Genomic DNA, 24,255 nt, shown 5'->3' on the forward strand with positions numbered 1-24,255 from the left:
CTCCCCTGAACCGCGGGTGTCCGGGCGGCCAGGTGGCGGCAGGCGGCAGACGAATTCGTGGGGAAAAGGTGCAGGTGTCTTTGCCTTTTCTGTAGGATCACGCCCCAGGTTGTCTAACTTGTCTCACTCGAGGGGGCTGTCGTCCCAGTGCGTGCGCGTGTCCGGGGAGTCGGGCGGATACCAGTGGTCACCGGCCTCATCGCCGCCGTCCTGGTGACGCAGGCGGTGGGGGCCGAGGCGAAGCCGAAGCCCACCATCGCCCAGACCAAGGCCAGGCTCGCCAAGCTCAACGACCAGGCCGACCATGTGGTCGAGAAGTACAACCAGGCCAGCGAGCAGTGGAAGAAGGCCCGCAAGGACTACAACGCGCTGAACGGCAAGTTCAAGCAGCAGCTGGAGCGCATGGACAGCCTGCGCGCCGGCCTGGTGTCGGTCGCGGTGAGCACCTACCAGTCGGGTGACATGCTGGCGCTGCCCAACCTGGTCACCCAGGGGGACCCCGAGGCGCTGCTCAGCGGGCTCGCCTCGGTCGACCAGCTCGCGACGGACCGGGCGCACAAGGTGGCCGAGTACGAGGAGGCCACCCGCTCCATCAGGGGCCAGCGCGACGGCGCCAAGGACGCCTACGACGAGGCGGTCAAGCTGCTGAACGAGCTGCGCACGCAGAAGAAGGACGTCGAGAAGCTGGTCGGCGAGCAGGAGCGCCTCCTGCGCCGGCTGAACGCCTACAACCCCGGCAATCCCAACAGCCCCGGCATCAAGTACACCGGCCCGGCGTCGGGCAACGCCCGCGCGGCGCTGCAGTACGCCTTCGCGCAGGTGGGCAAGCCCTACCGCTACGGCGGCACCGGTCCCGGCTCCTTCGACTGCTCGGGGCTCACGCAGATGTCCTGGCGCGCGGCCGGCGTCAGCCTTCCCCGGACCGCCGCCGGGCAGTACTCCTGGGGCGCCTCGCGCAGGGTCTCCCTGAACGCCCTGCAGCCCGGCGACCTGCTGTTCGCCTCGGGGCTCGGCCACGTCGGCATGTACGCGGGCGGCGGCAAGATGGTGCACGCCCCGCGTACGGGGGACGTCGTGAAGGTCGTCCCGCTGTCGTCCTACCGTGGCATCTTCGCGGCCGTACGGCCCTGACGCTCTGGCGGGCCGCGTGAGCGGCGGGGAAACCCGCGCGTAACCCCGCGCGTTCGCCGGTGTGCCGGTCTAGGGTGAGGGACGGCCCGGATCGTCGCGGCCGGGTCCCGAAGGGGGAGCGGAGCATAACGGTCCTGGTGCCGCCAACAGGCTCGCCGCCCGCCACGCTCGGCGGGCGTCACTTGATGACGGCCGAGGACGGGCAGGCATGACCGTCGTCGGGATCACCGGGCACCAGTCGATGCCGCCGCGGGCCCGGGCCCACGCAGAACGGGAGCTGAGCGCGCTGCTGGCCGCTCTGGAGGCGCCGCTCGTCGGCTGGAGCAGCCTCGCCGCGGGCGCCGATCAGCTCTTCGCCGAGATCCTTCTGCGCCTCGGAGGCGAGTTGCGCGTCGTCGTGCCGTCCCGGGGGTACGAGGCGACCTTCCGGGGCCCGGACCTGGACGCCTACCACCGGCTGCTCGCCGCCGCCGGCGTCGTGACGGTGCTGGACTTCGCGGAGCCGGGGGCGGCCGCCTACCACGCCGCCGGGTGCTTCGTCGTCGAGAACTCCGAGATCGTCGCGGCCGTCTGGGACGGCAGGCCCGCGCGCGGGCTCGGGGGGACGGCCGACGCCGTCCGGCACGCCCGCGACCACGGGCGCGAGGTCGTGGTCATCTGGCCGGAGGGCGTCGAGCGCTTCTGAGCCGGTCTCCGGCCGGCCGCCCGCCCGGGCCGTTCTGTACGGAGCCGTTCCGCTGCGGCCGATGGCTCCAGGGTAATACTGTGCTATCGAGATATATGACGAATTGACTTCTGCGAAAAGCTCGGAACATGGGGGAATGGTTTGCTTTCCGAGAGATTCCCGGTCTGGCGTGCGGCCGGGGGGTGCGGTTCTCGGCGCCATTCGTGGGGATAATTGATGACAATTCCGCAAAACCGAGTATTGACTTCGGCTCGCTTTCCTGGATGCAAGAGCGACTTAGCCCATATCGCTGTCCAATTCAGGACACGGCGGGAGCCTCGGGAAGGTCGCGGTCACGCTTGAGAGGCCCCGCGAGCAGGATGAGGCCCGTCAAGGTCATCCCGCCGGTCATGATCCACATGGCGGGCCGCACGCCGAGGGAGTCGCCCAGCGCGCCGCCGAGCAGAGCGCCGAGCGGGACCGTGCCGAGCAGGCCGATCAGCACCCAGGGCACCCAGGACGCGGCCGCCAGCACGCCCACGACCAGCGCGTTCGCCTGCAGGACGGTGATGGCCACGAGCGGCAGGGCCACAGTGGTGACCGAGCTTCCGAACGCGCTGGCCGTCTCGCCGACCCACAGCAGCCGGAAGTCGCGCTCGCGCAGCGGCCCGCCGCGCCTCCGAAGCCCGGGGGGACGGGCGTCCGCGCTCGGGGTTTCGGGGGGCCGGGTACCGGTGCCGGCGGGGCGCGCCCACGCGGGCCGGGCGCGGCGGGCCTTCACGGGCGCCCCGGGACGCCGAAGGTGAACACGAACACCGGGTCGCGGCGCTGGCCGTCGTCCGGGATCTCCCGCGTGGCCCAGCGCTCGTAGAGGCCGATGACCTCGTGGGACAGCTCGGACAGCTCCGAGGGCGTCAGCCGCAGCCACTTGTCGGTGGAGAAGGGCGCGCCGTGCCACGCCTCGCGCTCCTCCTCGGAGGAGGCGTAGTAGGCGCGCACGAGGTTGACGTGGTGTTCGAGGTTGAGCGACTCGGCCGCGCCGGCGATGGCCGCGGAGGCGGGGTCGCCCTCGAAGTCGCGCGTGGACCAGCGGATCGCGTTCGCGACCAGGCGCCACCAGCGTTCCCGCCGGTCGCGGGCCAGCTCGGGTGCCTCCTCGATCAGCTCTCCCGAGGCCAGGACGCGCAGGTGGTGGCTGACGTTCGCGACCGCCTGGCCGGTGTGGTCGGCCAGCATGCTGACCGTGCAGGGCCCGTAGACCCGCAGGGCGTCCATGAGCCGCCTGCGTAGGGGGTGGGCAAGGGCCGCCAGGACGCGGGAGTCGGTGATCTGCCGGACGTTCTCGTTCTCCATGACCCCACGCTGGCATGCGCAACGATTACTGTGCAAGATGAATTGCTAAACACCTCTTGCATACTTGCATCTCTAGAGAGACCGCGCGGTCGGTCCCGGGCGACCAAGATCGCTAACTCGTGTGACTCCCGTGGCCGGTGGGACTTCTATCGGGCCAAGTTTCGGGATATGTGAGGGGAATCACATTCGGGTAACAGGCGTCATTGATATGCAGGCGTTATCTGGCGAAGATCGCGTTATTTGATCTACGTTCACCCGGCTGACCCTTTGCCGTAAATTGGCAAATCTTGTACCTTCTGGGCCGCGGCGAGCACGCCATGCCGTCGCGCCGTAGGCCGGACCGTCGCGGGGGCCGGCTTATGCAAGACCATCCATTCGGCCGCCGCCGTGAACACATAGGGAAACCGAGAAAACCACAGGCGGTGGTCTGCCGAATCCGTGCGGCAAGGAGCACGGAGCCGGGGAACCAATTGACCCCTACCCCAGGGGTCGGGGGTGAATCGGCGCCATTGCGCCGTAGGGCTACTTCCATGCCCGAATCCGTCAGCTAACCCGGTAGGCGTAAGTGGAAGAACCAAGGAGCGATCCTGTCCAGCACTACCCCTAGCCCCAGCCTGTCCAGATTCGCCCGGCTCTCCCTCAGCGGTGCCGCCCTCACCATGACGGCATCCGTCGCCGTGGTGTCGGTGCAGGCACCCTCGGCGGACGCGGCCGTCACGGCCATGGCGCAGAGCTCGGTCAAGGTCGGCAAGGTCATCAAGCCCGGCAAGACCGGGAAGACCTCCAAGACGACCAAGACCACCAAGCTCACCAGGGCCGCCAGACAGCGGATCAAGGCGCACACCGCGGTGGAAGTGGCCAAGAAGCAGATCGGAGACCCGTACCGGTGGGGTGCCAGCGGCCCCGGTGCGTTCGACTGCTCAGGCCTGGTCGTGTACGCCTGGCGCAAGGCCGGTGTGAAGCTGCCGCGCATCGCGGCCAGCCAGTTCCGCTCCGTGCGGAAGAAGGTCTCCTGGAAGCACCTCAAGCCGGGCGACCTGATGTTCTTCTACGGACTGGGCCACGTCGGCATGTACGTCGGTCACGGCAAGATGATCCACTCTCCGCACAGCGGAACCCGGGTGCGGATCGACAAGCTGAACGGCTATCGCAAGAGCAGTTTCGTCGGAGCCGTTCGCCCCGGAGCGTGACCGGAGCGCGGGGGAACTTCCAAGGAGCCCTTTCCCCGGAAGCCTTCGCTCGCGCCCACCGGCCACGCGACGGCCCCTCAGGGGCCCCGCCCGCCTCCACTCCCCTCGGAGGCGGGCGGGGCCTTCGGCGTTCCGGTCCGGAACACCCGCGGAGACGGCGAAGCACCGGGCCGGGCAGCGGGTCGTGCCGCGCGGGGAGCGCGCCGGCGGGGGAGCGGCCAGGTAGATTGCCCGCATGCGCGTCGTGTGGCTGGGGACCGTGCTGGCGGGCCTGCTGGCCGCGCTGACCGTCCCCCCGTCCCCCTCTGTGCCCCCACCGGCGCCCCCGTTCGTATCCCCGCACCTGCCCCCTGCGCCCCCGGGCATGTCCGCGGCCACGCCCCTGACCGCGCCGACCGTGCCCCCGACGCCCCCGGCGCCGGACGCCGTGACCGGCGAGCATCCGGAGATCTGGGGCCACGCGCGCGTCGTCCGCGGAACCCGCTCCCTGGTGATCGGCACGGCCACCGCGAGCGAAGCGGACCTAGCCGACCTCGCCCGCAGGGCCGACCGCGCGAGCCTCGTCGTCGCGCGGGTCGCCGGGCCGGTGCGCCCGCTGGTCCTGGTGCCCGCCACCACCGCGCAGGCGGCCACGCTCGCGGCCCCCGCCTCGGTGGACGGCCTCGCCGCCGTCGCCGCCACCGACCGCGTGATCATCGAGCCGGGCTCGTTCGCCCGCCTCAGCGACGCCGGCCGTGACGTCGTCCTCGCCCACGAGCTGACGCACGTCGCCACCGGGGCCGCGACGGACGCGCGCACCCCGAAATGGCTGGTCGAGGGCTTCGCCGACTACGTGGGCTACCTGCGCTCGGGCATCCCCGTCCGCGAGGCCGCCGCCGAGCTGGCCGCCGAGGTGCGCGCGGGCCGCACGCCGTCCGCGCTGCCCGGCCCGGACGATTTCGCCCCCGGATCACCGCGCCTGGCCCAGGCGTACGAGGAGGCGTGGCTCGCCTGCCGGTATGTCGCGGCCCGTTACGGCGAACCCGCCCTGGTCGCCCTCTACCGTGAGTTCAGGAGGGGAGACAGGGCAGACGCGGCGGGGGCCCTCCCGCGCGCGCTCGGGGTGCCGGCCGGGCGGTTCACCGGCGCCTGGCGCGCATACGTGAAGGCGGAGCTGTCCTGACGACGGCGGAAAGGCTGATAACGGTGGCGGAGCTGATCGAGGAGACCCGCCCGGGGCGGCGCATGGACGGGGGAATGCGCGCGGCCGGCATCGCCCTGGTCGTGCTCGGCGCGGCGGTGGCGGGGGTCGTCGCGGTGACCACGCCGTGGCAGGCCATAAGCGGTGCAGACAAGGTGCGGCCGGACCCCGCGCGCGACTTCACCACCGCGCAGATCGACCGGGCCGCCGCGTTCGACTCGGCCGTCAGCCTGCCCGCCTACCTGTCGCTCGCGGTCACGCTGGTCGTGGCGGGCGTGTTCATCCTCACCCCGTTCGGCGCGTGGGCCGTCGACCGCCTCAGGGGGCCGTGGTGGCTGCGCGTCCCGCTCGGCGTGCTCGTCCTCTCGGCGGTGAGCCTGCTGCTGAAGTGGCCGCTCGGCATGTGGTACGAGACCCGCCTGCGTGCGTACGGCCTCTCCACCCAGGACTGGGCGGCGTGGTCCGCCGACCGGCTGAAGGGCTTCGCCGTCCAGGTCGTGACGACCGCCATCATGATCTTCGCCGTGGTCTGGCTGGCGCGCCGGTTCCGCGCCCGCTGGTGGATCCCGGCGTCGATCGGCGCCTTCGTGTTCACCGTCGCGGTCTCCTTTGCCTACCCGATCGTCGTGGAACCGCTGTTCAACGAATTCCGGCCGATGCCCGCCGGGCCGCTGCGCGCGGACCTGATCGCCATGGCCGCCCGCGACGGCGTCCCGGTCAAGGACGTCCTGGTCGCCGACGCCTCGCGCAGGACCACCGCCCTCAACGCCTATGTCTCCGGCTTCGGGGCGACGCGGCGCATCGTCGTCTACGACACGCTCCTGCGCGCCCCCGAGAAGGAGGTCGAGCTGGTCGTCGCGCACGAACTCGGCCACGCCAAGCGGGGCGATGTCCTGTACGGCACGCTGGTCGGCGCGCTCGGGGCCGCGGCCGGGGCGTGCCTGCTGTTCCTCGTGGCCGGCGCTCCCAGCCTCCGGCGCCGCGCCCGGGTGCCCTCCGCGGGTGACCCGCGCGCCGTGGGGCTGCTGCTCGGGCTGATGACCCTCGCCACCGTCCTGTCCGGCCCCGCCGAGAACGTCGTCAGCCGCGCGGTGGAGGCCAGGGCCGACCTGCACTCGCTCGACCTCACCCGCGACCCGGCGACGTTCGTCGCGATGCAGCGGCGGCTGGCCGTCACGAACCTCTCCGATCTGTCGCCGGACGCCCTCGAGTACATCCTGTACGCCTCCCACCCCACGCCCCCGCAGCGCATCGCCCTGGCGCGTTTCTGGGCCCGCCAGAACGGGCTGCCGGAGCCGTGACCCCGCAGGGCCGCACGCTGATCGTCACCAACGACTTCCCGCCGCGCCCGGGAGGCATCCAGGCGTTCGTCCACGCCCTCGCCGAGCGCCGCCCGCCGGGCTCCACCGTCGTGTACGCCTCGCGCTGGCCCGGCTGGGAGGAGTTCGACGCCCGCCGCCCGTACCGCGTGGTGCGCCACCCCACGTCGCTCATGCTGCCCCTGCCCGGGGTCGCCCGGCGGGCGGCGGCCCTGGTGCGCGAGCAGAAGTGCGAGACCGTCGTCTTCGGCGCCGCCGCGCCGCTCGGCCTGCTCGCCCCGGCGTTGCGCGCGGCCGGGGCACGGCGGGTGGTCATGCTGACCCACGGCCACGAGGCCGCCTGGGCCGGGGTGCCGGGGGCGCGCGGCCTGCTCGCCAGGATCGGCGCGCACGCCGACGCCATCACCTACCTCGGCGAGTACACCAGAGAACGGCTGGCGCGGGTCGTCCCGCCGTCGCGCCTGGTCCGGCTGACGCCGGGCGTGGACACGAGCGTGTTCCGCCCGGGGGCCGGGGGTGCGGCGGTGCGGGAGGCGCTCGGGCTCGGCGACCGGCCGGTCGTGGTGTGCGTGTCGCGGCTGGTGCCGCGCAAGGGCCAGGACACGCTGGTGCGCTGCTGGCCGGCCGTCCTGCGGGCCGTCCCGGACGCGGTGCTGCTGCTGGTCGGCGGCGGCCCGTCCCGGCGGGCCCTGGTGCGGACGGTCGGGGCGCGCGGCCTCGCCGGATCGGTGATCATCACCGGGCCGGTGCCCTGGGGCAGCCTGCCCGCCTACTACGACGCCGGGGACGTGTTCGCCATGCCCTGCCGCACGCGCCTGCGCGGCCTGGACGTCGAGGGGCTCGGCATCGTCTACCTGGAGGCATCCGCGACAGGGCTGCCGGTCGTCGCGGGCTCCTCGGGCGGCGCGCCCGACGCCGTCCGCGACGGCGAGACCGGCCTGCTGGTGGACGGCGAGCGGCCCGAGCAGGTCGCCGGCGCGCTCGCCTCGCTGCTGGCGGACCCCGGGCGGGCGCGGCGGATGGGGGAGCGCGGGCGCGCGTGGATCGAGCGCGAGTGGCGCTGGGACCTGGTCGCCGACCGCTTCTCCGAGCTTCTGGACTGACCGTGCCTATGGCCGCGCCCCGAACAGGCCCGGCACGATCCACCACTTTCCCGCACGAAGTACGACACGTTCCCCCACATTTGCACGCGACTCCACATCTGCGAGCGTTTCCCGAGTATTTCCGCACGTCAAGGCCGGTATCGGGGTCGGTGTCCGTGTACGTGGCCGTCAGGACGCCGTGGAAAGACGCCCCGGAAAGACGCCCCGGAAGGGCGCCTCGGAAGGACACCGACCGGGGTCGGCCCCCTCTGCGGGCCCCGGTCAGCGTGCGTGCGGCCCCGCCGGGCGGACGGGCGGCTCGCCCCCCAGCTTCCTGGAGACGCGCGAGGCGGCCTCCGCCACCAGCGGCCCGAGATGACGGACCCGCGCCGCCGTGATCCGCGACGACAGCCCCGAGACGGAGATCGCCGCGCCCACCACGTCCCCGTGCCCGAATATCGGGGCCGCCACGCAACGGACCTCGGGCTCGTTCTCGCGGTCGTCCACCGCGTAGCCGCGCCGCCGGATCCGGGCCAGTTCCACGCGCAGACGCGCGGCGTCCGTGATCGTGTGCCGGGTGACGGCCGGCATGCCCGCGGCGACGACCTCGCGCAGGTCGTCCTCGGGCCGCCAGGCGAGAATCGCCTTGCCCACGGCCGTGCGGTACGCCGGGGTCCGGCTGCCGACGCGCGAGGCCATGCGGACGGTCGCCGTGTTCTCCACCTTGTCGAGGTAGACCACGTCCGGCGGGTCGTAGACCACCAGGTGCACCGTCTCGCGGACCTCGGTCATCAGCCGGTGTGACTCCTCGGCCGCGACCGTCCGCAGGTCCAGGGTGGCGAGGTAGGCCTGCCCGAGCACCAGGGCGCCGTGGCCGAGCCGGTAGGCGCCGGTCCTGCGGTCGCGTTCCAGCAGCCTGGCCTCGATCAGCGGCGTCGTCAGCCGCAGGACGGTGCTCTTGGACACGCCGAGGTCCTCGGCCAGCCGGGTGAGCGTCAGCCCGTGCCCGGTGCCGCCGTGGTCGCGTACGCGGTCGAGCACGGCGAGCGCGCGCCGCAGCGAGAGCGACTGGTTGCGTCCGGGGGCGGGTCCGTTCACGGGGGTCTTCTCACGGAGATCCGGCGGTTCTCTGAGGGGGTCGGGAGCTTGACGGCGTAGGCGGTCATCGAGCGATTCGCCACTGTGCACCACGAGATTCCGCGATGCACAACAATTCAACCGGACTCTTCCCGTGATCGTCAGGAGATTCGTAAGGTCTGCCGCCAACGGGAGGAGACAGCCGTGAAGATGCTGAACCGGGCGATCGCGGGCGCGGCCCTGCTGGCCCTGGCCGCCTGCGCACCGTCCACCGCCCCGGCGGCGAGCGGCGGCGACGACAAGTCCGGAACATTGCGCGTGTGGCTCTTCGACGAGCCCGACCGCGCCCCCAAGGAGAAGGTCGTCGGCGAGGCGATCAAGGAGTTCACCGCCGCCAACCCGGGCGTGACGGTCGAGGTGTCCTACATCCCCACCACCCCCGCCCGTCACGAGAAGTTCAAGGGCGCGTTCAACGACCCCGCGAGCGCCCCCGACGTCGCCGAGTACGGCAACACCGACCTCGCCGAGTACTCCGTCGCCGGCGGGTTCGCCGACCTGAACGAGGACCTGCGCGCCTGGCCGGAGAGCCGGGACATCGGCACGGACCTGCTGCGATCGGCCACGGTGGACGGCAAGGTGTACGGGCTGCCCTGGTACATCGGCATCCGCGCGCTGTACTACCGCACCGACGTGTTCGGGGAGCTCGGGCTGAAGCCGCCGACCAGCATCAAGGAGCTGACCTCCACCGCGCGGAAGATCCGGGAGAAGAGGCCTGACCTGTACGGCGTCGCGGTCGGCGGCGAGTACACCTTCGGCGCGCTGCCCTTCGTCTGGAGCTCCGGCGGCGACATCGAGAAGCTCGACAGCGCCGCGTCGCGCGAGGGCGTCCGCGCGTACACCGCCCTGCTCGCCGACGACAACTGCCCGCCGCAGGCGTGCGCCGGGCTCACCGGCGGGAAGACCGTCGAGCTGTTCGCGAGCGGCAAGGCGGCCATGGGCATCCTCGGCAACTTCAACCGGTCGGCGGTCGACGCGGGGGCCGCGGCGGGCAAGTACGCCGTCGTCCCGCTGCCCGGCGTCGAGCCCGGCTCGATCGCCCCGGCGTTCTCGGGCGGCAACAACCTCGGCGTCATGAAGAACAGCAAGCACCGCTCGCTCGCGGTGAAGTTCCTGGAGTTGCTGGGCGGCAACGTCTACCAGACCAAGATGTACCAGGCTATGGGCAACCTGCCGACCCTCACCACGGCGCGTGAGGAACTGGCGGCGAGCGAGGCGTTCCTCAAGCCGTTCCTCGACACCGTCGCCGCGGGCACCAGGTTCGTGCCCCTCGACCCCGCCTGGGTGAAGATCGACAATCAGAAGGTCATCCCGACCATGCTGCAGAAGGTCGCCACCAAGCAGGCCACCGTCGAGCAGGCCACGACCGAGGCCGCCGCGGCGGTGAAGGCGGCGTTCGGCGGCTCATGACGGCGGCCACCACGACGTCCGCGACCCCGGCCCGCCGGGGAGGGCCGCGGCCCTGGCTGTACCTGCTGCCCTCCGCCGCCGTCCTCGCGCCCCTGCTCGGCTACCCGGTCTACATGCTCGGGCTGCTGTCGGTGTTCGACTACCGGCAGGCGCAGGTCAGCGGTGGTGAGCCCACCCGGTTCATCGGCCTGGCCAACTACGCGGCGCTGGCCGGGGACGACCGGTTCTGGTCGGTGCTCGGGCAGACCGTGGCGTTCGCCGCCGCGCTGGTGGCCGCCACCCTGGCCGTCGGCGCGGCGCTCGCCGTCGTGCTGACCAAGGCCGCGCGGGTGCCCCGGCTGCTGCTGTCGCTGGCGGCCATGGCGGCCTGGGCGGCCCCGGCCGTCACCGGCTCGACCGTCTGGATGTTCCTCTTCGACGCCGACCTCGGCCTGGTCAACCAGGTCCTCGGCATCGAGGGGTACAACTGGTTCTACGACAAATGGGTCGCCTTCGGGATCGTCGGCGCGACCGTCGTCTGGCACTCCTTCCCCTTCGTCATGGTCACGCTGTACGCGGGCATCCGGGCGATGCCGGTCTCGGTCCTGGAGGCGGCGGCGCTGGACGGGGCGTCGGCCTGGCGCGCGTTCTGGCGGGTCATCGTGCCGATGCTGCGCCCCCTGATCACGATCGTGGTCATCCAGTCGATCATCTGGGACTTCAAGATCTTCACCCAGGTGTACGTGATGACGAGCGGCGGCGGCATCGCCGGGCAGAACACCGTCCTCAACGTGTACGCCTACCAGACCGCCTTCGGCTCCTCGGAGTACGGGCTCGGCTCGGCGATCGGCGTCGTCATGACCCTGATCCTGCTCGCCGTCACTCTCCTCTACATCCGGGCCCTCTACCGGGGCGGCGAGAAGTTGTGAGACGCCTCGGCTCGTCCGGACGGAGGACCCGCGGGTCGCCGGTCCCGCGGCCGGGGCGGCCCGATGACGTGTGCGCAGGACCATCCGGAGGATGAACGTGAACCGATCTCGCCTCGTCGCGAGCACGATCGCCGTGGCCGCGGCCGTCGTCACCCTCTTCCCGATCTACTGGATGGTGCTCTCGGCGTTCAAGCCGCCGGGTGAGATCCAGTCGCTGGAGGTCCACCCGTGGACCCTGCACCCCACCCTCGACCACTTCCGCCGCGTCCTCGGCGGCGAGAACTTCGCCCGCTACTTCCTCAACAGCCTCGGCGTCGCGCTCACCGTCGTCGTGCTGTCCGGCGTCGTGGCCTTCCTCGCCGCCGTGGCCGTGACTCGCTTCCGGTTCCGCCTCCGCACCACCGTGCTGATCATGTTCCTGATCGCCCAGATGGTGCCGGTCGAGGCGCTCACCATCCCGCTGTTCTTCCTGGTCCGCGACCTCGGCGCCGTCGTCCCCGCCGCCGGGCTCAACACGCTCGGCTCCCTCGTCCTGGTGCATCTGGCCTTCTCGCTGCCGTTCGCGATCTGGATGATGCGCGGCTTCGTCGCGGCGGTCCCCGAGGCGCTGGAGGAGGCCGCCACGATCGACGGCGCCAGCCGGGCCGTCGTCCTGTGGCGGATCGTGTTCCCACTGGTGGCCCCCGGGCTGGTCGCGACCAGCGTGTTCTCGTTCATCACCGCCTGGAACGACTTCATCTTCGCCCGGACCTTCATCATTTCGGCCAAGGAGAACCAGACGCTGCCCGCCGCCCTGCTCGTCTTCTTCAAGCCCGACGAGAACGACTGGGGCGGCATCATGGCCGCCTCGACCCTCATGACCGTCCCCGTCCTGATCTTCTTCATCGCCGTCCAGCGCAGACTCGTCACCGGCCTCGGCGGCGCCATAAAGGACTGATCCACCGTGATCGCGGGACTGACATCGGTCGGCCTCGCGGATCGCGCGCAGCCGTCCCTGCGGGTCGGGAATGTTGTGGATGGCAAGGCTCGACACGATCAGCGCGCCCGCACCCGAGGACGCGGCACCGGCCATGACGCCCTATCCCGAATCTTGCCCCAACCCCACGGCCCTCACGGCCATTCGAGACGGATGACGTAGACCTCGCGTTGCTCCTCCAACACCAGGTAGGTGGCGAGGCCACGCTCGCCGAAGGTGTGGGTCAGCATGTTGGCCTTGGGGTTCGCCGGGTCGTAGGGCGAACCGCTCCAGGGAGCCGCCTCCAGTAGCGCGAAAAGCTCGGCCAGCGGATACAACGCCTGCTCGGGGACAGCGGAGATCTGTTCCTCGACGATCGGGTCCAGCGCGATCTCGTACACCTACAGCTCGACTCCACGCGCGGCCAGCACGTCCCGCCACGGCCTGCCCGAAGACGTCGGCTCCCCGGCGAGAACCTGCTCGGCTTTGACATGCATGCGGCGGCGACCTTCCGGGTCTTTCACCGAGTCGCACGCTGAGATCCACCAGCGGTGGACGAAGTCGTTCAACGCGCTGAGATCCAGGCTCACCCGAACCTCGTCGAGGACCGCCTTGAGACCGGAGTCGAAAGCGGCACGATCCTGTGGCACCACCAGAGCGGCGCGGATCGCTCGTAGGTTCTTCTCGGGCATGGAGACCCCGATGGGGGCGAAGTCCGGCGGTTGTGCCGTCATGATCGCGGCTCCTCTCCTGGCTCTTAGAGCCTATCGAGCGGATTGGGAACGGCAGACATCTTTGAGGGGATCGGTGGGCTCGGGCGAGGGGGCGAGTCGCCGCCAGGGTGGAGGGGATGGTTCGCGTCGGCGGACGGGGTTGGGGCGGGTTTAGGGTGATGAGTCCGAGAGAGGTGGGAGCCGCTGATGGAGGAGCTTCGTGGACGTCTTACCGCCCTCGATCCCGTCGCCGGCGAGGGGTTGAAGATCATTACCTACTTCGACGCGCTCGTTCAGCGTCAGGCGGGGCTGGAGGCGTTGATCCGGGGCGCTGCGGTCCTCGCCGGGAGCCCGGCGGCGTTCATCGCGGGCGGGCGGCGCATGCGCGTCACGTCCGCCGGCGCGCGGACGCGCGAGCCGGTCCCGTCCGACTTCGCGGGCCGGCCGAGCCATGCGGTCGGCGCCGACGGGGTGGTCTGGCTCGAACGCGAGGGCGAGGCGCACGCGAACGACGAGATGATCCTCGAACGCGCCGCGATCGCGCTCGGCGTCACGCTGGACCGCCTCAACGGCGTCGCGACGACGAGCCAGGCCGTCGAAATCCTCCTCGACCCGTCATCCGGCGCCGACGCGCGCAAGCTCGCCGCCGTCCACCTGCGCCTCGGCGCCGCCCACGAGTACCGCGTCCTCGCCACTCCCGTCGGCCAAGCCCTCGCCCCCGGCGGCCACGCCCCCGCCATCCGGCCACTTGCCCCCGCCGTCCGTCCCACCCCTGGCGGGCGCACGCCCGCGGCCCGGAGCCTTGCCGCGGACGGCCCCCACGCGCTCGTCGAGACGACGGTGGGGATCCTGCGTGCGACCATCCTGGACGCCGGCGCCGCTACCGGCACCGGCAGCGCGTCTCGCACCGGCATCCCGCCCGGCACCATCACCGCGTCCAATGCCTCCTCCGGCCCGGGCGCCGCTGATCGGCTCGGGGTCGGCGAGGCGCGGGTGCCCGCCCTCCTGCACGAATCGTGGGCGCACGCCGTGATCGCCCTCCGGCTCACCAACGCGCGGTGGCCCGTCATCCGTGCGGACGATCTGGGCGTGCTGGCCGACATCGCCCGCCTGGCGGACGCCGCCGACGTCGCCGGCATACCGGACGTCAAGACGGTCGGGTCCGTCATCGCCTCCTCGCGGCACGCCCATGACCTGCTGGAATCCATCGCGATCACCGGAAGCCTGCGATCGGCGGCGGCCGACGCCGGGCTGCACCACTCGACGGTGCAGGCGAGGGCGGCCGAGTACTCGGCGGCCCTCGGCTACGACCTGCGCACCTCGCCCGGCCGGGTACGCCTGACCCTCGCCCTCACCCTGTGGCAGCTCGCGACGAACCGCTTCGACTGACATTCGCGGGACCGCCGGGTGGCGGGCGGGCCGGGCGGAAGCCGGGTCAGGTGGCGGTTGCCGGGCGGGCAGGTCCAGGACCAGCATGATCGTACGGCCCGTAGCGGCTGGGACACGACTTGAGGAGTGCGATGACGACCATACCCCGACCCCCGTACGACAGCGAGCTGGAGGCCGCGCTCGCGGTCATCATGCAGCAGTTCGCCGCGGTCCAAGGCGCGGAGCCTGGGGCGCAGGTCTCCCTGACACTCGCCGAAGACCTCATCCAGTCGAGCAGGGCCGGCGTGGCGAGTCCGCCCATCGAGCCGATCCTGGACCAGTACGGGATCACCCACGTCGAGCACGTGGTGCCCGGTCCCGAGGGCGACCCCGACATTACGCTGTCGGTGTTCAAGCGGCGCGACCTGCCGCCGGGCGCGCCGTGCGTCTACAACATCCACGGCGGCGGCATGGTGATGGGCGACCGCTTCATGGGCCTGGACCGCATGCTGGTCGAATGGGCAGTCGAGCTGGGCGCCGTGGTCGTCTCGGTCGAGTATCGGCTCGCCCCCGAGAACCCCGACCCCGCGCCGGTCGAGGACTGCTACGCGGGCCTGCTGTGGACGGCCGCGCACGCCCGGGAGCTCGGCGCCGACCCGGAGCGCATCCTGGTCGCCGGGATCAGCGCCGGGGGAGGACTCGCGGCCGGGGTGGCCCTGCTCGCCCGCGACCGCGGGGGCCCGCGCCTGATCGGCCAGCTCCTGCTCTGCCCCATGCTCGACGACCGCAACGAGACCCTCTCCAGTCACCAGTACGACGGCATCGGCATCTGGGACCGGGGCAGCAACGAGACCGGCTGGACCGCGCTGCTCGGCGACCGGCGCGGCACCGACAAGGTGTCGATCTACGCCGCGCCCGCCCGCGCCACGGACCTGTCGGGCCTGCCGCCCGCGTTCATCGACGTCGGCTCCGCCGAGGTCTTCCGCGACGAGGACGTCGCGTACGCGATGGGCATCTGGGCGGCCGGCGGCGTGGCCGACCTGCACGTCTGGGCCGGCGGCCTCCACGGCTTCTTCAGCATGGCCCCCCACGCGGCGGTATCCGCGGCCGCCAACGAAACCCGCACCAACTGGACCCGCCGCATCCTCGGCACCTGACCCCCACCCGGCCGGGGGAGCAGGGCATCGGGACCTCCTCGATTTGGCCGTGATCGGCCGATCCCTCCGGCCAAGTCATAGCTGTAGGAAGCATTGTTCGAGTAGGGGCGAATCTCTGGATCCCTGTCTAGGGCCGCCGACCACCGAGGCGTCTTATGAGGGAGGGTTTCACCGCGGGTGGTAGCGCTTATTCCGCGCTTTCGCGCTATTATAGCGCTATGGCGACGATACAAATCAGGAACATTCCGGACGAGGTCTATCTCACCTACAAGGAACGGGCGATGCGCGCTCGGCAGTCTCTGCAGGAGTACCTGCTCGGTAAGCTGATCGCCGATGCACGTCAGCCCAGCCTGGAGGAGATCCTCGATCGCAGCCGAGCGAACGCCGTCGACACCGTATCGACGTCGGACATCCTCGATGCGCTGGATCGTGGACGGGCCGATCTTTGATCGTGATCGATGCCAGTGCCCTGGTCAAGGTCCTCGCAGAGGAGGGCCCCTCCGCCGAGGCCGTGCGAAAGAGGCTGGTCGGAGAGGCTCTCGTGGCACCCGCGCACGTCGACGCCGAGGTACTGTCGGTGCTCCGTGCCCTCGCTATGGCGGGAAAGTTGCCGGTTGACCGGGCCGAGACCGCCGTCGGACTGCTGGAGGTCATGCCTCTCAAGCGGGCCTCGCTGCCTTCGTACCTTGCGCGTGCGTGGCAGCTCAGGGGTAATCACAGCGCTTACGACGCCCTTTATCTGGCACTGGCCGAGTCGCTCGCGTGCCCCCTTGTCACCGGCGACGCGAGAATGGCCAGGGGCAACGCCGCTCGATGCCAGGTCGAGGTTTTCTCCTGATCCTTTCCATCACCTGATCCACGTCGGCGCGAGTACCCCTACGTTCACGCGGGGGTCGCGCGGTGCCTCCTCGGGGGCCTGCACCAGCGGCACCCGCGCCAACTGGACCCGCCGAGTCCTGGGCACCTGAACGAACCCCGCCCGGCCCACGAGCCCCCTCCGGCGCACGGCCGGAATCGACCGCGCGATCCCACCGGGCCCCGCGCGGTCGGTACTTTTCGGCAGCGGTCTGTCCTCTTTCGGCAAGGGGCGGCTGCCTCCTGCATTCCGGACGGCCGGCCGGTCAGTGCGGGGTCGGGCGCGCCATCACATCGGACAGGTCCGCGTCCGGGAAGGGACGGACGGTGCCCACCACCTGCCAGCCCCAGTGTTCGTACATCGCGTGCGCCGGGGCGGCGGGGAGGGACAGGAGCATGGCCCAGGGTTCGGGGCGGTCCTGGAGGAGTTCGGAGAGAAGCCGTCTGCCGTGGCCCTGACCTCGGTATTCGCGGCGAAGGTTGAGTTCGATGACCGCGAACTTCTCCTCGGCGAGCACCTCGGCGGGAGGTGGTGTGACATCCCCACCCCACCACCGATCCGCCGGAAACGTCAGCCCGAACGCGAACCCCGCCAGAACGTCACCGTCCCGCGCCGCCACGAGATGGAATCCCTTGCCTTCCAGTTGACGGCGCGTGCGGTCCAGATACCGGTGTCGCTGGAAGTTCGGCCCGGAGTTGTACGGAGGCTCGGCCCGGATATCGAGGTAGACGTCGGCGTACTCGTCACTGACGACTTCGGCCGCGTCCAAGCCGTCCTTGTGGATGAATCGCAGTTCCATCAGACCCCTTCCGGGATGGGAAGGCCGAGGCGGCGCCGGTATTCGGCCACCTGTGGGTTCGATCTGTCCCGCGCCGGTCCGGCGTCGGCCACATCGGCGGCGGATCGTTGGACGAAGGCGGAGCGATCTCCTGATGGGAGCCCTTCGACCACCGTGATCGCATGGTCCAGGCCGCCCGCGAGGTCTCCCGACCTGACCTGCATCAGCGCCTGATGTAGCTGGATCTGAGCGATGGGCCGCAGACGAGCGGCGGGGTAGGACTTCAACGCCTCTTCGTGAGCATGCCAGGCCCGGTTGTTCTTCGAGTATGTGAGCACGTAGCTGCGGGTGTGCAGCAGCCGGGCCTCCGGCCAACCGCCCAGCGCCATACGGTTCCCGGTGACCGCGTCGGGCAGGCGCTCGAACACCTCTGCCTGCGCGGCGAGCGCCCCCTCCGCGGTCTTCATGTCACCTAGACGGGCGTGTACCTGGGCGACGGCTCCATGCGCCTCGGCCACCCCTGCGGACGGCCGGCCCGCTGCTGCCGTCCTCGCGGCCTCCGCGAGTCTGACGATCACGGCGGCGGGACGTTGTTCGCACAAGGCCTGCATCGCCTCGTATCCGCAGGCGACGGCCACAAGTTCATGGTCGCCGGACTGCTGTGCGGCGCGACGAGCCGTGTTCCACCACTGGCGCGACTCGTGCTTCTGCCCGTCGGCGCCGAGACAATGCGCCATGATGAACGTCAGGCGGGCGTTGACGCGGAGCCAGCCGGTCTGCTCGGGGCCGGGAACCGCCGTCCGCATGGCCTTCTGAAGAACCAGAAGATCGAGCGCGACGTCGGTGACGACCTGCGCGCGCGGCCGGGTTACGACGGCCTGCGCGTACTCCTCGGCGGTTTCCTCCCAGTCTGTCAGGCTTTCCGAGCCGACTCCCGAGTTCACCAAGGCACGCAGATGCTCCAACCCTTGCGAAGGCGGCAGGGCGGCGGCCGCGCCTGCCGCTGCCAGGCCGGTGAGTAGTTGACGGCGTAGTTGGTCCATGGCGTCAGGATTCCACTCGGGCATCGCTTTGTTAGCTGGCTCGGAGGTTGGTATGGCGGTCGCGAACGCGTGCAAAGCGACCAGGAAGCCGCCTGCTTCGAACAGGTAGTCCAGGCGCTCGACCGCGTCTCGCGGAGGCTTTCGCTCGCCCCGTTCCCATCTGGCCAGCACGGACCAGTCGAAGATGATCTTTTGCCGCCGTCGTCCCGTGTTCTCCGTCACCAGGCCTGAGGGGACGCGGTCGTCGACCGTGAAAGCGGAACACCTGTTCGGTGAGCTGTGCGCGGACGCGAGCCGACCAGACCCGGACTGACGCGTTCGGCTCCTTCGAGCGTCCCGGCATGCTTTGGGCCGGCAGCCGGGGCCGGCGCCGCAGCGGGGCCCCGGCGCTGCGTGTTCGGGCCGGGGCCGGGCACCCATCGCCTTGCGGCTTCGGGTATTCGTTCGTGGTGGTCTGCGCCTGAGTCACTGGGCCGTCTTGCAGGTGTCGCTTCCCCAGTCGTCGACGCACACGCGGAAGATCAGATCCTTGATCGGCAGATGCCAGTCCTTGATGTAGGAACTCCAACTCACGTAACCGGCGTGGCAGCCCAGGTTGTTATAGCGCTTTTTCAGCCAGACCATTCCCGACGGGTAGGTTCCGTCCACGACACCGGCCTGGATGTACACGGGATGCTTGTCGCATCCGGTGTCCTTGACGGACATGTTGACGGGTTTGTAGGAATTACTACTGGTCCTCTTGTAGGTCGCGCTCCCGCAGGCTCCGCGAAAGCACGCGTCGCGCCGTATCAACCGTGCCGACGTCGAGTCGGACCGCTGTACGGACCCCGCCTGGGAAGCCGGGTGTTGTGCGGTGGTGTTCGCGCTGGCCGACCCCGTGGTGGCGAGACCGGCCGCCAACATCGCCACGCTGACCACCAGTCGCATGCGTGTGAACACTGGATGTTCCTCCTTGAGATCGAGTAAGGGTGGGCTGTTGAGGTGCTACGTCTCCGGCGAGGTGTTGATTTCCTGTACTACTTTCCCATTCCTCCATTTCTGGGAGGGATTTTCGCGCCTTGTTGGCGTATCGTATTTGTAAGGCCGCGCAGCCGACGCTCGGCAGGGCCGAGGAGGTCCGTCGCCGGCGCGGGGGCCGCCATTCCGCCCCTCATCATTTGGGGCCGATATCACGTTCCCGGCATCGTATCGTGGGAATGACCGGCCCTTACCGGAAAAGCCTGACCCTGGTCAGAGGCGGACTGGTAAACCCGTCCGCCTGAGTGCAAACTCACTGGTCGGGGATGTGCGGGCATGCAGTGATCGCTTAGATCGGGGTGTCCATGGCGCTCAGAATCCATTTCACGGGTGAGGATCTGGCCCGGACGTGGATCGCGCCGGAGCCGGACGCGATGTGGGAGACCATGCTCAGCCTCTACCGGCTGCGGCGCCGGGAGCGGACCGTCGTCTTCGGCGAGTGGAAGACGAGCGCGTTGGCCCGGATGCCGGCGGCCACGCGCATGCTGGCCACGCTGGTCCCGGCACGCGGCTACTCCGTCGACTTCCTCACCCCGCGGGCGGAGTCGGGCTCGGTGGAGGCAGGCACCGAAGCCCTGCGCCGCACCACGGGCGAGCGGTTGCGCGTGGACCTGACCGAGCTGGCCTGGCGGCACCCGGGCACGCGGCTGCCCGGGTGGGCCGGTCGCCTGGCGGAGGGCCGGCCGGAAGAGTTGAACGCCATCGTGAGCACGGTCGAGGACTACTATCGCGCTTGCCTGGCCCCGCACTGGTCGCGGATCCGCGCCCAGATCGACCAGGAGCGCGGGCGGCGGGCTCGCCTGCTGACGGCCGGCGGTTGGCAGGCGGTGTTCTCCACCCTGCATCCCTCGGCCCGCTGGAGCTTCCCGACGCTGGAGTTGGCCTACCCGGCCGAGCACGACATCCACCTGAGCGGCCGGGGCCTGGTGCTGCAGCCGTCGTTCTTCTGCCGCCAGACCCCCATCACGTTCCGCGACCCCGGTCTGCCCCCGATCCTGGTCTATCCGATCGAGCACGACCTCGGCTGGGCCCACCGCCCGGCCACCGACCGGCGCCGGCCGCTGGCCGACCTGCTCGGCACGACCCGCGCCCAGGTCCTGGAGACGCTTGGGCGGGGCGACTTCACCACCACCGAGCTCGCCCGGCTTCTGGCCATCCCCCGCTCCACCGCCAGTCGGCAGGTCACTACGCTGCGCGAGGCCGGCCTGGTGAACAGCCACCGTCTGGGCCAGGCCGTGCTGCACACCATCAGCGAGCTCGGCGTCGCCCTCCTCAACGGCCGCCGCTCCGGCCTGATCGCTTAGCTTGAGCGTCACACGGCATCGCCCCCAGAAACGACAGAGCCACGGGGGCCGGGGGCTCTGTCTCCATCGGTGGCTGATCGGCTCGCTTCGCCTGTCTCGGCTCTAGCCGCGCGAGGAGATCCCCAGGGCGAGCCGGACCAGTTCGGCGTTCCCCGACACCGGCTCGCCGGACGGGCCGCACAGCACGTCCTCCAGCCCGACCCGGCCGGGCAGGCCCAGGCGCGCGGCCTCCTCCAGCAGCGGCCAGGTGGCCGTGCCCCCGCCGTGCAGCAGCCGCGCCGCCGTGACGCCGAGGGCGTCCAGCCGGTGCAGGACGCGGGCCGCCGCGGGGACGGCCTCGTCGGCCGGCACGTCGATGATCTCGACCAGGACGCGCACCACCCGCCCGGCCACACCCGAGGCGGCCAGCGCGTCGGCGTCCTGCGGTGACCAGACCCCGGCCTCGACGCCGATCCCGCCGTCCAGCAGCGTCACGGCGAGGTCCGCGAAGCCGGGCTCGGACAGGTTGCACGACGCGAAGTCCGGGCGCTCGGCGTCGGGCAGGGACGCCCACCGCCGCACGGCGGCCAGGCGTGCGTCCACGTCCCCGCCGGTGATCCACAGGCCCGTGGAGACGCCGGTGGGCAGCATCGGGACGGCGGCGCGGATCGCGGCGACGGCGGCCCCGATGTCGGAGGCGTCCAGCGACTCGCGTCCGGCCGCGTCGCGGGGATGGGCGTGGACGGCCGACGCCCCCTGCCCGGCCACGGCCCGGGCGTCGGCGGCCAGCTCGTCAGGGGTGAGCGGCAGCGCCGGGTGATCGCCGGGCGCGCGGCCGCCGTTGAGACATGCCTTCAACCACATCCGGCCACCGTACTCGGCGGGCGCCGGGACGCCCGCCAGATCCGCGCGGGCACGCCCGCAGGACTCACCGGAACGCCCGTCAGACCCGCGTGTCGACCGAGTACAGGTCCTCGATCTGCTTGCCGAAGTCGCGCACGACCAGGTTGCGCTTGACCTTCAGCGACGGGGTCAGGTGGCCGCTGTCTTCGGTGAAGTCGGTGTCGAGGATCACGAACTTCTTGACCTGCTCGGCCTTGGAGACCAGCGTGTTGGCGTCGTCCACGGCGGTCTGCACCGCGGCGATGACGGCCGGGTCGGCGCCCAGCTCCGCCAGGGAGGCACCGGTCCTGCCGTTGGCGGCCTTCCACTGCTCCATCGCCTCGGGGTCCAGCGTGACCAGCGCGGCGATGAAGGGACGGTCGTCGCCGACCACCATGGCCTGGCTGACCAGCGGGTGGGCCCGGATGCGGTCCTCCAGGGGGGCCGGCGCGACGTTCTTGCCCCCGGCGGTGACGATCAGCTCCTTCTTCCTGCCGGTGATGCGCAGGTAGCCGTCCTTGTCCAGTTCGCCGACGTCGCCGGTGTGGAACCAGCCGTCGGGGTCGATCGCCTCTGCCGTGGCCTCGGGGTTGTTCCAGTACCCCTCGAAGACGTGACGGCCCTTGACCAGCACCTCGCCGTCCTCGGCCACGCCGATCGTGACGCCGGGGAACGGCTTGCCCACCGTGCCGATCTTGTTGGCGCCCGGGATGTTCACCGTCGAGGGCGCGGAGGTCTCGGTGAGCCCCCAGCCCTCGAAGACCTCGATGCCCGCGCCCCTGAAGAAGTTGCCGAGCCGCTCGCCGAGGGCCGAGCCGCCCGACACCGCCGCGTTCAGCCGCCCGCCGGTCGCCGCGCGCAGCTTGGAGTACACCAGCCGGTCGTACAGCGAGCGCTTGAGCCGCAGCCCCGCGCCCGCCCCGCCGGAGCTCTCGGCCCTGCTCCACTCGATCGCGACGGCCGCCGCGCGGTGGAAGATCTTGCTCTTGAGGCCGCCCCCGGCCGACGCCTTCTGCTCGGCCGCGTTGTAGACCTTCTCGAAGACGCGCGGGACGCCGAGCAGGAACGTGGGCTTGAACGCCTGCAGGTCCGGCCCGACGTTCTTCATGTTCGGGGTGTGCGCGAGCACGGTGCCGGTCTCGATGAGGACGATCTGGATGAGCCGGGCGAAGCTGTGCGCCAGCGGCAGGAACAGCAGCGCGGCGCGCCCGTCCACCTCGAACAGCGCCTCCAGCGGGCCGCGCGCGACGTTGTGCGCGGTGAACAGCAGGTTGTCGTGGGTGAGGCGGCAGCCCTTGGGACGGCCGGTCGTGCCGGAGGTGTAGATGATCGTGGCGAGGTCGTGGCCGCCGCGCGCGAGGCGGCGTTCCTTCAGCGTCTCCTCGGGGACGTCGGCGCCGCCCGCGGTCAGCCGGGCGAACCCGCCGTCGTCGATGCGCCAGATCGACGGCGGCTCGGCCATCGCGGCGGTGGCCTGCCGGACGACCTCCTCGTGCCCTTCGGACTCGACGATCACGCACGTGGCGCCGCTGTCGGCGATGATCCAGTTCACCTGGTCGGCCGAGGACGTCTCGTAGATCGGCACGCCGACGCCGCCCGCCGCCCAGATGGCGTAGTCGGCGACCGTCCACTCGTAGCGGGTGCGCGACATCAGGGCCACGCGGTCGCCGGGCCCGACGCCGGCGTCGATCAGCCCCTTGGCGACCCCGGCGACCTGGTCGCGGAACTCGGCGGCCATAACCGGAACCCAGGCGTCGCCGCTCTTGCGGCTGATCACCACGGCGGCGGGCTCCTGCTCGCCGCGCGTGAAGACGGCGTCGGCGCAGTTGGCGGACGCAGGGACATCCACCAGCACGGGAACGGTGTACTCGCGCACGATCAACTCCTCGGGGCGCACCCGCCGGTGGTTTCGTCACAGGGCCTGTATCCAGGGCGTTCCACGCTATCAGTGTCCTTATGCTGTGCGGCCGGTCATGAAGGGCGGTTTCTTCTCACCGGCCAAGCGATAGGTTAACCGCGCCGGCCGCCCCTCCGCGATTTACGATGTCGGTCATGCGGGTCCATGTCGTCAGTGACGTCCACGGGCGCGCCGACGCCCTCGCCCGCGCCGCCGATGGCGCCGACGCGCTGGTCTGCCTCGGCGACCTGCTGCTGTTCATCGACTACGCCGACCACTCCCAGGGCATCTTCCCCGACCTGTTCGGCGCCGAGCGGGCCACCGAATACGTCCGGCTGCGCTCCGCCGGCCTCATGGAGGAGTCGCGGCGGATGTCGGCCGCGCTGTGGGCGGCCCTCGGCGGCGACCCGCGCGAGCACATCGAGCGCGCCGCCCGCGAGCAGTACGCCCGCCTGTTCGCCGCCATGCCCGTCCCCGCCTACCTCACCTACGGCAACGTCGACGTGCCCGCCCTCTGGGGCGACTACCTCAGGGACGGCCACCACGTGCTCGACGGCCAGACCGCCGAGATCGGCGGGGTCACGTTCGGCTTCGTCGGTGGCGGCCTGCGCACCCGCTACCGCACGCCCTACGAGATCGACGACCAGGAGTACGCCCGCAAGGTGGAGGCCGTCGGCGCCGTCGACGTGCTGTGCTGCCACATCCCGCCCGCCGTCCCCGGCCTGCTGTACGACGTGGTGGCGCGGCGGTTCGAGCGGGGCAGCGAGGCCACGCTGGAGGCGATCCGGCGCACCCAGCCGCGGTACGCGCTGTTCGGCCATGTCCACCAGCCCCTGGCCGCCCGCACCCGCATCGGCCGCACCGAGTGCGTCAACGTCGGCCACTTCCGCGGGCGCGGCCGTCCGTTCGCCCTCGACCTGTGATCCGGCGGCGCG

Annotated in this window: 25 protein-coding genes and 1 riboswitch; of the genes, 15 read left to right on the forward strand and 10 right to left on the reverse strand. The window is 71.1% G+C overall.

The window, feature by feature from the left end; all coding sequences use genetic code 11:
* The first annotated feature begins 183 nt into the window (after positions 1-183).
* Positions 184-1,131, forward strand: a complete 948-nt coding sequence (locus tag AB0H21_RS08140) for an NlpC/P60 family protein (RefSeq protein WP_358513358.1) — start codon at positions 184-186, stop codon at positions 1,129-1,131.
* A 208-nt stretch (positions 1,132-1,339) separates the two neighbouring features.
* A complete protein-coding gene (locus AB0H21_RS08145) occupies positions 1,340-1,816 on the forward strand; it encodes a hypothetical protein (RefSeq protein ID WP_358513360.1) in 477 nt (158 codons plus the stop codon).
* 298 nt (positions 1,817-2,114) lie between these two features.
* Here the strand turns inward: AB0H21_RS08145 and AB0H21_RS08150 are convergent, their stop codons facing one another.
* The gene (locus AB0H21_RS08150; RefSeq protein ID WP_358513362.1) at positions 2,115-2,576 is read right to left on the reverse strand and encodes a hypothetical protein; all 462 of its coding nucleotides are present in this window, start codon (positions 2,574-2,576) and stop codon (positions 2,115-2,117) included.
* A complete protein-coding gene (locus AB0H21_RS08155) occupies positions 2,573-3,148 on the reverse strand; it encodes a metalloregulator ArsR/SmtB family transcription factor (RefSeq protein ID WP_358513364.1) in 576 nt (191 codons plus the stop codon). Before AB0H21_RS08155 ends, AB0H21_RS08150 begins: the two co-directional genes overlap by 4 nt.
* Positions 3,149-3,566: 418 nt before the next feature.
* Positions 3,567-3,725: riboswitch (cyclic di-AMP (ydaO/yuaA leader) on the forward strand.
* A gap of 82 nt (positions 3,726-3,807) precedes the next feature.
* Here AB0H21_RS08155 and AB0H21_RS08160 point away from each other — a divergent pair.
* The 4 genes from AB0H21_RS08160 to AB0H21_RS08175 all read left to right on the forward strand — a co-directional run bounded on the left by AB0H21_RS08160 (position 3,808) and on the right by AB0H21_RS08175 (position 7,940).
* Positions 3,808-4,338, forward strand: a complete 531-nt coding sequence (locus AB0H21_RS08160) for a C40 family peptidase (protein WP_358513366.1) — start codon at positions 3,808-3,810, stop codon at positions 4,336-4,338.
* Positions 4,339-4,573: 235 nt separating this feature from the next.
* Positions 4,574-5,500 carry a hypothetical protein gene (locus AB0H21_RS08165; RefSeq protein ID WP_358513368.1) on the forward strand — a complete coding sequence of 309 codons (927 nt, stop codon included), beginning with the start codon at positions 4,574-4,576 and terminating at the stop codon, positions 5,498-5,500.
* Between the two features lie 23 nt (positions 5,501-5,523).
* Positions 5,524-6,819: a M48 family metallopeptidase gene (locus AB0H21_RS08170; protein ID WP_358513370.1), complete on the forward strand. Its 1,296-nt coding sequence runs from the start codon at positions 5,524-5,526 to the stop codon at positions 6,817-6,819.
* Positions 6,816-7,940: a glycosyltransferase family 4 protein gene (locus tag AB0H21_RS08175; protein WP_358513372.1), complete on the forward strand. Its 1,125-nt coding sequence runs from the start codon at positions 6,816-6,818 to the stop codon at positions 7,938-7,940. The genes AB0H21_RS08170 and AB0H21_RS08175 overlap by 4 nt, the downstream gene beginning before the upstream one ends.
* 261 nt (positions 7,941-8,201) lie before the next feature.
* Here the strand turns inward: AB0H21_RS08175 and AB0H21_RS08180 are convergent, their stop codons facing one another.
* Complete coding sequence (locus AB0H21_RS08180; RefSeq protein ID WP_358513374.1) at positions 8,202-9,017, reverse strand: IclR family transcriptional regulator; 816 nt, start codon at positions 9,015-9,017, stop codon at positions 8,202-8,204.
* A gap of 189 nt (positions 9,018-9,206) precedes the next feature.
* Here AB0H21_RS08180 and AB0H21_RS08185 point away from each other — a divergent pair, with 189 nt between their 5' ends.
* The 3 genes from AB0H21_RS08185 to AB0H21_RS08195 all read left to right on the forward strand — a co-directional run bounded on the left by AB0H21_RS08185 (position 9,207) and on the right by AB0H21_RS08195 (position 12,308).
* Positions 9,207-10,463, forward strand: coding sequence for an extracellular solute-binding protein (locus AB0H21_RS08185; protein WP_358514208.1), 1,257 nt, complete (start codon positions 9,207-9,209; stop codon positions 10,461-10,463).
* Positions 10,460-11,371, forward strand: coding sequence for a sugar ABC transporter permease (locus tag AB0H21_RS08190; protein ID WP_358513376.1), 912 nt, complete (start codon positions 10,460-10,462; stop codon positions 11,369-11,371). Before AB0H21_RS08185 ends, AB0H21_RS08190 begins: the two co-directional genes overlap by 4 nt.
* Positions 11,372-11,462: 91 nt before the next feature.
* Positions 11,463-12,308, forward strand: a complete 846-nt coding sequence (locus AB0H21_RS08195) for a carbohydrate ABC transporter permease (RefSeq protein ID WP_358513378.1) — start codon at positions 11,463-11,465, stop codon at positions 12,306-12,308.
* 173 nt (positions 12,309-12,481) lie between these two features.
* On the opposite strand, the gene AB0H21_RS08200 is transcribed toward AB0H21_RS08195, so the two are convergent.
* Together AB0H21_RS08200 and AB0H21_RS08205 are read right to left on the reverse strand one after the other, a co-directional pair.
* Complete coding sequence (locus AB0H21_RS08200) at positions 12,482-12,727, reverse strand: hypothetical protein (protein WP_358513380.1); 246 nt, start codon at positions 12,725-12,727, stop codon at positions 12,482-12,484.
* A complete protein-coding gene (locus AB0H21_RS08205) occupies positions 12,728-13,060 on the reverse strand; it encodes a DUF6247 family protein (RefSeq protein WP_358513382.1) in 333 nt (110 codons plus the stop codon).
* A 186-nt stretch (positions 13,061-13,246) separates the two neighbouring features.
* Here AB0H21_RS08205 and AB0H21_RS08210 point away from each other — a divergent pair, with 186 nt between their 5' ends.
* From AB0H21_RS08210 to AB0H21_RS08225, 4 genes are all read left to right on the forward strand, one after another.
* Positions 13,247-14,428, forward strand: coding sequence for a hypothetical protein (locus AB0H21_RS08210; RefSeq protein ID WP_358513384.1), 1,182 nt, complete (start codon positions 13,247-13,249; stop codon positions 14,426-14,428).
* Positions 14,429-14,559: 131 nt separating this feature from the next.
* Complete coding sequence (locus AB0H21_RS08215) at positions 14,560-15,564, forward strand: alpha/beta hydrolase (RefSeq protein ID WP_358513386.1); 1,005 nt, start codon at positions 14,560-14,562, stop codon at positions 15,562-15,564.
* Positions 15,565-15,782: 218 nt separating this feature from the next.
* A complete protein-coding gene (locus AB0H21_RS08220; RefSeq protein ID WP_358513388.1) occupies positions 15,783-16,013 on the forward strand; it encodes a hypothetical protein in 231 nt (76 codons plus the stop codon).
* 2 nt (positions 16,014-16,015) lie between these two features.
* Positions 16,016-16,402, forward strand: coding sequence for a type II toxin-antitoxin system VapC family toxin (locus AB0H21_RS08225; protein WP_358513390.1), 387 nt, complete (start codon positions 16,016-16,018; stop codon positions 16,400-16,402).
* Positions 16,403-16,685: 283 nt separating this feature from the next.
* On the opposite strand, the gene AB0H21_RS08230 is transcribed toward AB0H21_RS08225, so the two are convergent.
* From AB0H21_RS08230 to AB0H21_RS08240, 3 genes are all read right to left on the reverse strand, one after another.
* Positions 16,686-17,219, reverse strand: coding sequence for a GNAT family N-acetyltransferase (locus AB0H21_RS08230; protein ID WP_358513392.1), 534 nt, complete (start codon positions 17,217-17,219; stop codon positions 16,686-16,688).
* Complete coding sequence (locus AB0H21_RS08235; protein ID WP_358513394.1) at positions 17,219-18,316, reverse strand: hypothetical protein; 1,098 nt, start codon at positions 18,314-18,316, stop codon at positions 17,219-17,221. Before AB0H21_RS08235 ends, AB0H21_RS08230 begins: the two co-directional genes overlap by 1 nt.
* Before the next feature lie 390 nt (positions 18,317-18,706).
* Positions 18,707-19,180, reverse strand: coding sequence for a hypothetical protein (locus AB0H21_RS08240; RefSeq protein WP_358513396.1), 474 nt, complete (start codon positions 19,178-19,180; stop codon positions 18,707-18,709).
* A gap of 383 nt (positions 19,181-19,563) precedes the next feature.
* Here AB0H21_RS08240 and AB0H21_RS08245 point away from each other — a divergent pair, with 383 nt between their 5' ends.
* Positions 19,564-20,562: a helix-turn-helix domain-containing protein gene (locus tag AB0H21_RS08245; protein ID WP_358513398.1), complete on the forward strand. Its 999-nt coding sequence runs from the start codon at positions 19,564-19,566 to the stop codon at positions 20,560-20,562.
* A gap of 102 nt (positions 20,563-20,664) precedes the next feature.
* On the opposite strand, the gene AB0H21_RS08250 is transcribed toward AB0H21_RS08245, so the two are convergent.
* Complete coding sequence (locus tag AB0H21_RS08250; RefSeq protein ID WP_358513400.1) at positions 20,665-21,405, reverse strand: 3-keto-5-aminohexanoate cleavage protein; 741 nt, start codon at positions 21,403-21,405, stop codon at positions 20,665-20,667.
* A 79-nt stretch (positions 21,406-21,484) separates the two neighbouring features.
* Positions 21,485-23,299: an AMP-dependent synthetase/ligase gene (locus AB0H21_RS08255; RefSeq protein WP_358513402.1), complete on the reverse strand. Its 1,815-nt coding sequence runs from the start codon at positions 23,297-23,299 to the stop codon at positions 21,485-21,487.
* A 176-nt stretch (positions 23,300-23,475) separates the two neighbouring features.
* On the opposite strand from AB0H21_RS08255, the gene AB0H21_RS08260 reads away from it, so the two are divergent.
* Positions 23,476-24,243, forward strand: a complete 768-nt coding sequence (locus AB0H21_RS08260) for a metallophosphoesterase (protein ID WP_358513404.1) — start codon at positions 23,476-23,478, stop codon at positions 24,241-24,243.
* The last annotated feature ends 12 nt before the right edge of the window (positions 24,244-24,255 follow it).

It is taken from the genome of Sphaerisporangium sp. NPDC051011 (assembly GCF_040653595.1).
Lineage (GTDB): Bacteria > Actinomycetota > Actinomycetes > Streptosporangiales > Streptosporangiaceae > Sphaerisporangium.

What these genes read in the sequence shown, in the direction of transcription:
- AB0H21_RS08145 (WP_358513360.1), top strand. Translation starts at nt 1,340, where the DNA reads ATGACCGTCGTCGGGATCACCGGGCACCAGTCGATGCCGCCGCGGGCC.
- AB0H21_RS08155 (WP_358513364.1), bottom strand. Translation starts at nt 3,148, where the DNA reads ATGGAGAACGAGAACGTCCGGCAGATCACCGACTCCCGCGTCCTGGCG.
- AB0H21_RS08160 (WP_358513366.1), top strand. Translation starts at nt 3,808, where the DNA reads ATGACGGCATCCGTCGCCGTGGTGTCGGTGCAGGCACCCTCGGCGGAC.
- AB0H21_RS08165 (WP_358513368.1), top strand. Translation starts at nt 4,574, where the DNA reads ATGCGCGTCGTGTGGCTGGGGACCGTGCTGGCGGGCCTGCTGGCCGCG.
- AB0H21_RS08185 (WP_358514208.1), top strand. Translation starts at nt 9,207, where the DNA reads ATGCTGAACCGGGCGATCGCGGGCGCGGCCCTGCTGGCCCTGGCCGCC.
- AB0H21_RS08190 (WP_358513376.1), top strand. Translation starts at nt 10,460, where the DNA reads ATGACGGCGGCCACCACGACGTCCGCGACCCCGGCCCGCCGGGGAGGG.
- AB0H21_RS08195 (WP_358513378.1), top strand. Translation starts at nt 11,463, where the DNA reads ATGAACGTGAACCGATCTCGCCTCGTCGCGAGCACGATCGCCGTGGCC.
- AB0H21_RS08205 (WP_358513382.1), bottom strand. Translation starts at nt 13,060, where the DNA reads ATGACGGCACAACCGCCGGACTTCGCCCCCATCGGGGTCTCCATGCCC.
- AB0H21_RS08210 (WP_358513384.1), top strand. Translation starts at nt 13,247, where the DNA reads ATGGAGGAGCTTCGTGGACGTCTTACCGCCCTCGATCCCGTCGCCGGC.
- AB0H21_RS08215 (WP_358513386.1), top strand. Translation starts at nt 14,560, where the DNA reads ATGACGACCATACCCCGACCCCCGTACGACAGCGAGCTGGAGGCCGCG.
- AB0H21_RS08220 (WP_358513388.1), top strand. Translation starts at nt 15,783, where the DNA reads ATGGCGACGATACAAATCAGGAACATTCCGGACGAGGTCTATCTCACC.
- AB0H21_RS08230 (WP_358513392.1), bottom strand. Translation starts at nt 17,219, where the DNA reads ATGGAACTGCGATTCATCCACAAGGACGGCTTGGACGCGGCCGAAGTC.
- AB0H21_RS08245 (WP_358513398.1), top strand. Translation starts at nt 19,564, where the DNA reads ATGGCGCTCAGAATCCATTTCACGGGTGAGGATCTGGCCCGGACGTGG.
- AB0H21_RS08250 (WP_358513400.1), bottom strand. Translation starts at nt 21,405, where the DNA reads ATGTGGTTGAAGGCATGTCTCAACGGCGGCCGCGCGCCCGGCGATCAC.
- AB0H21_RS08260 (WP_358513404.1), top strand. Translation starts at nt 23,476, where the DNA reads ATGCGGGTCCATGTCGTCAGTGACGTCCACGGGCGCGCCGACGCCCTC.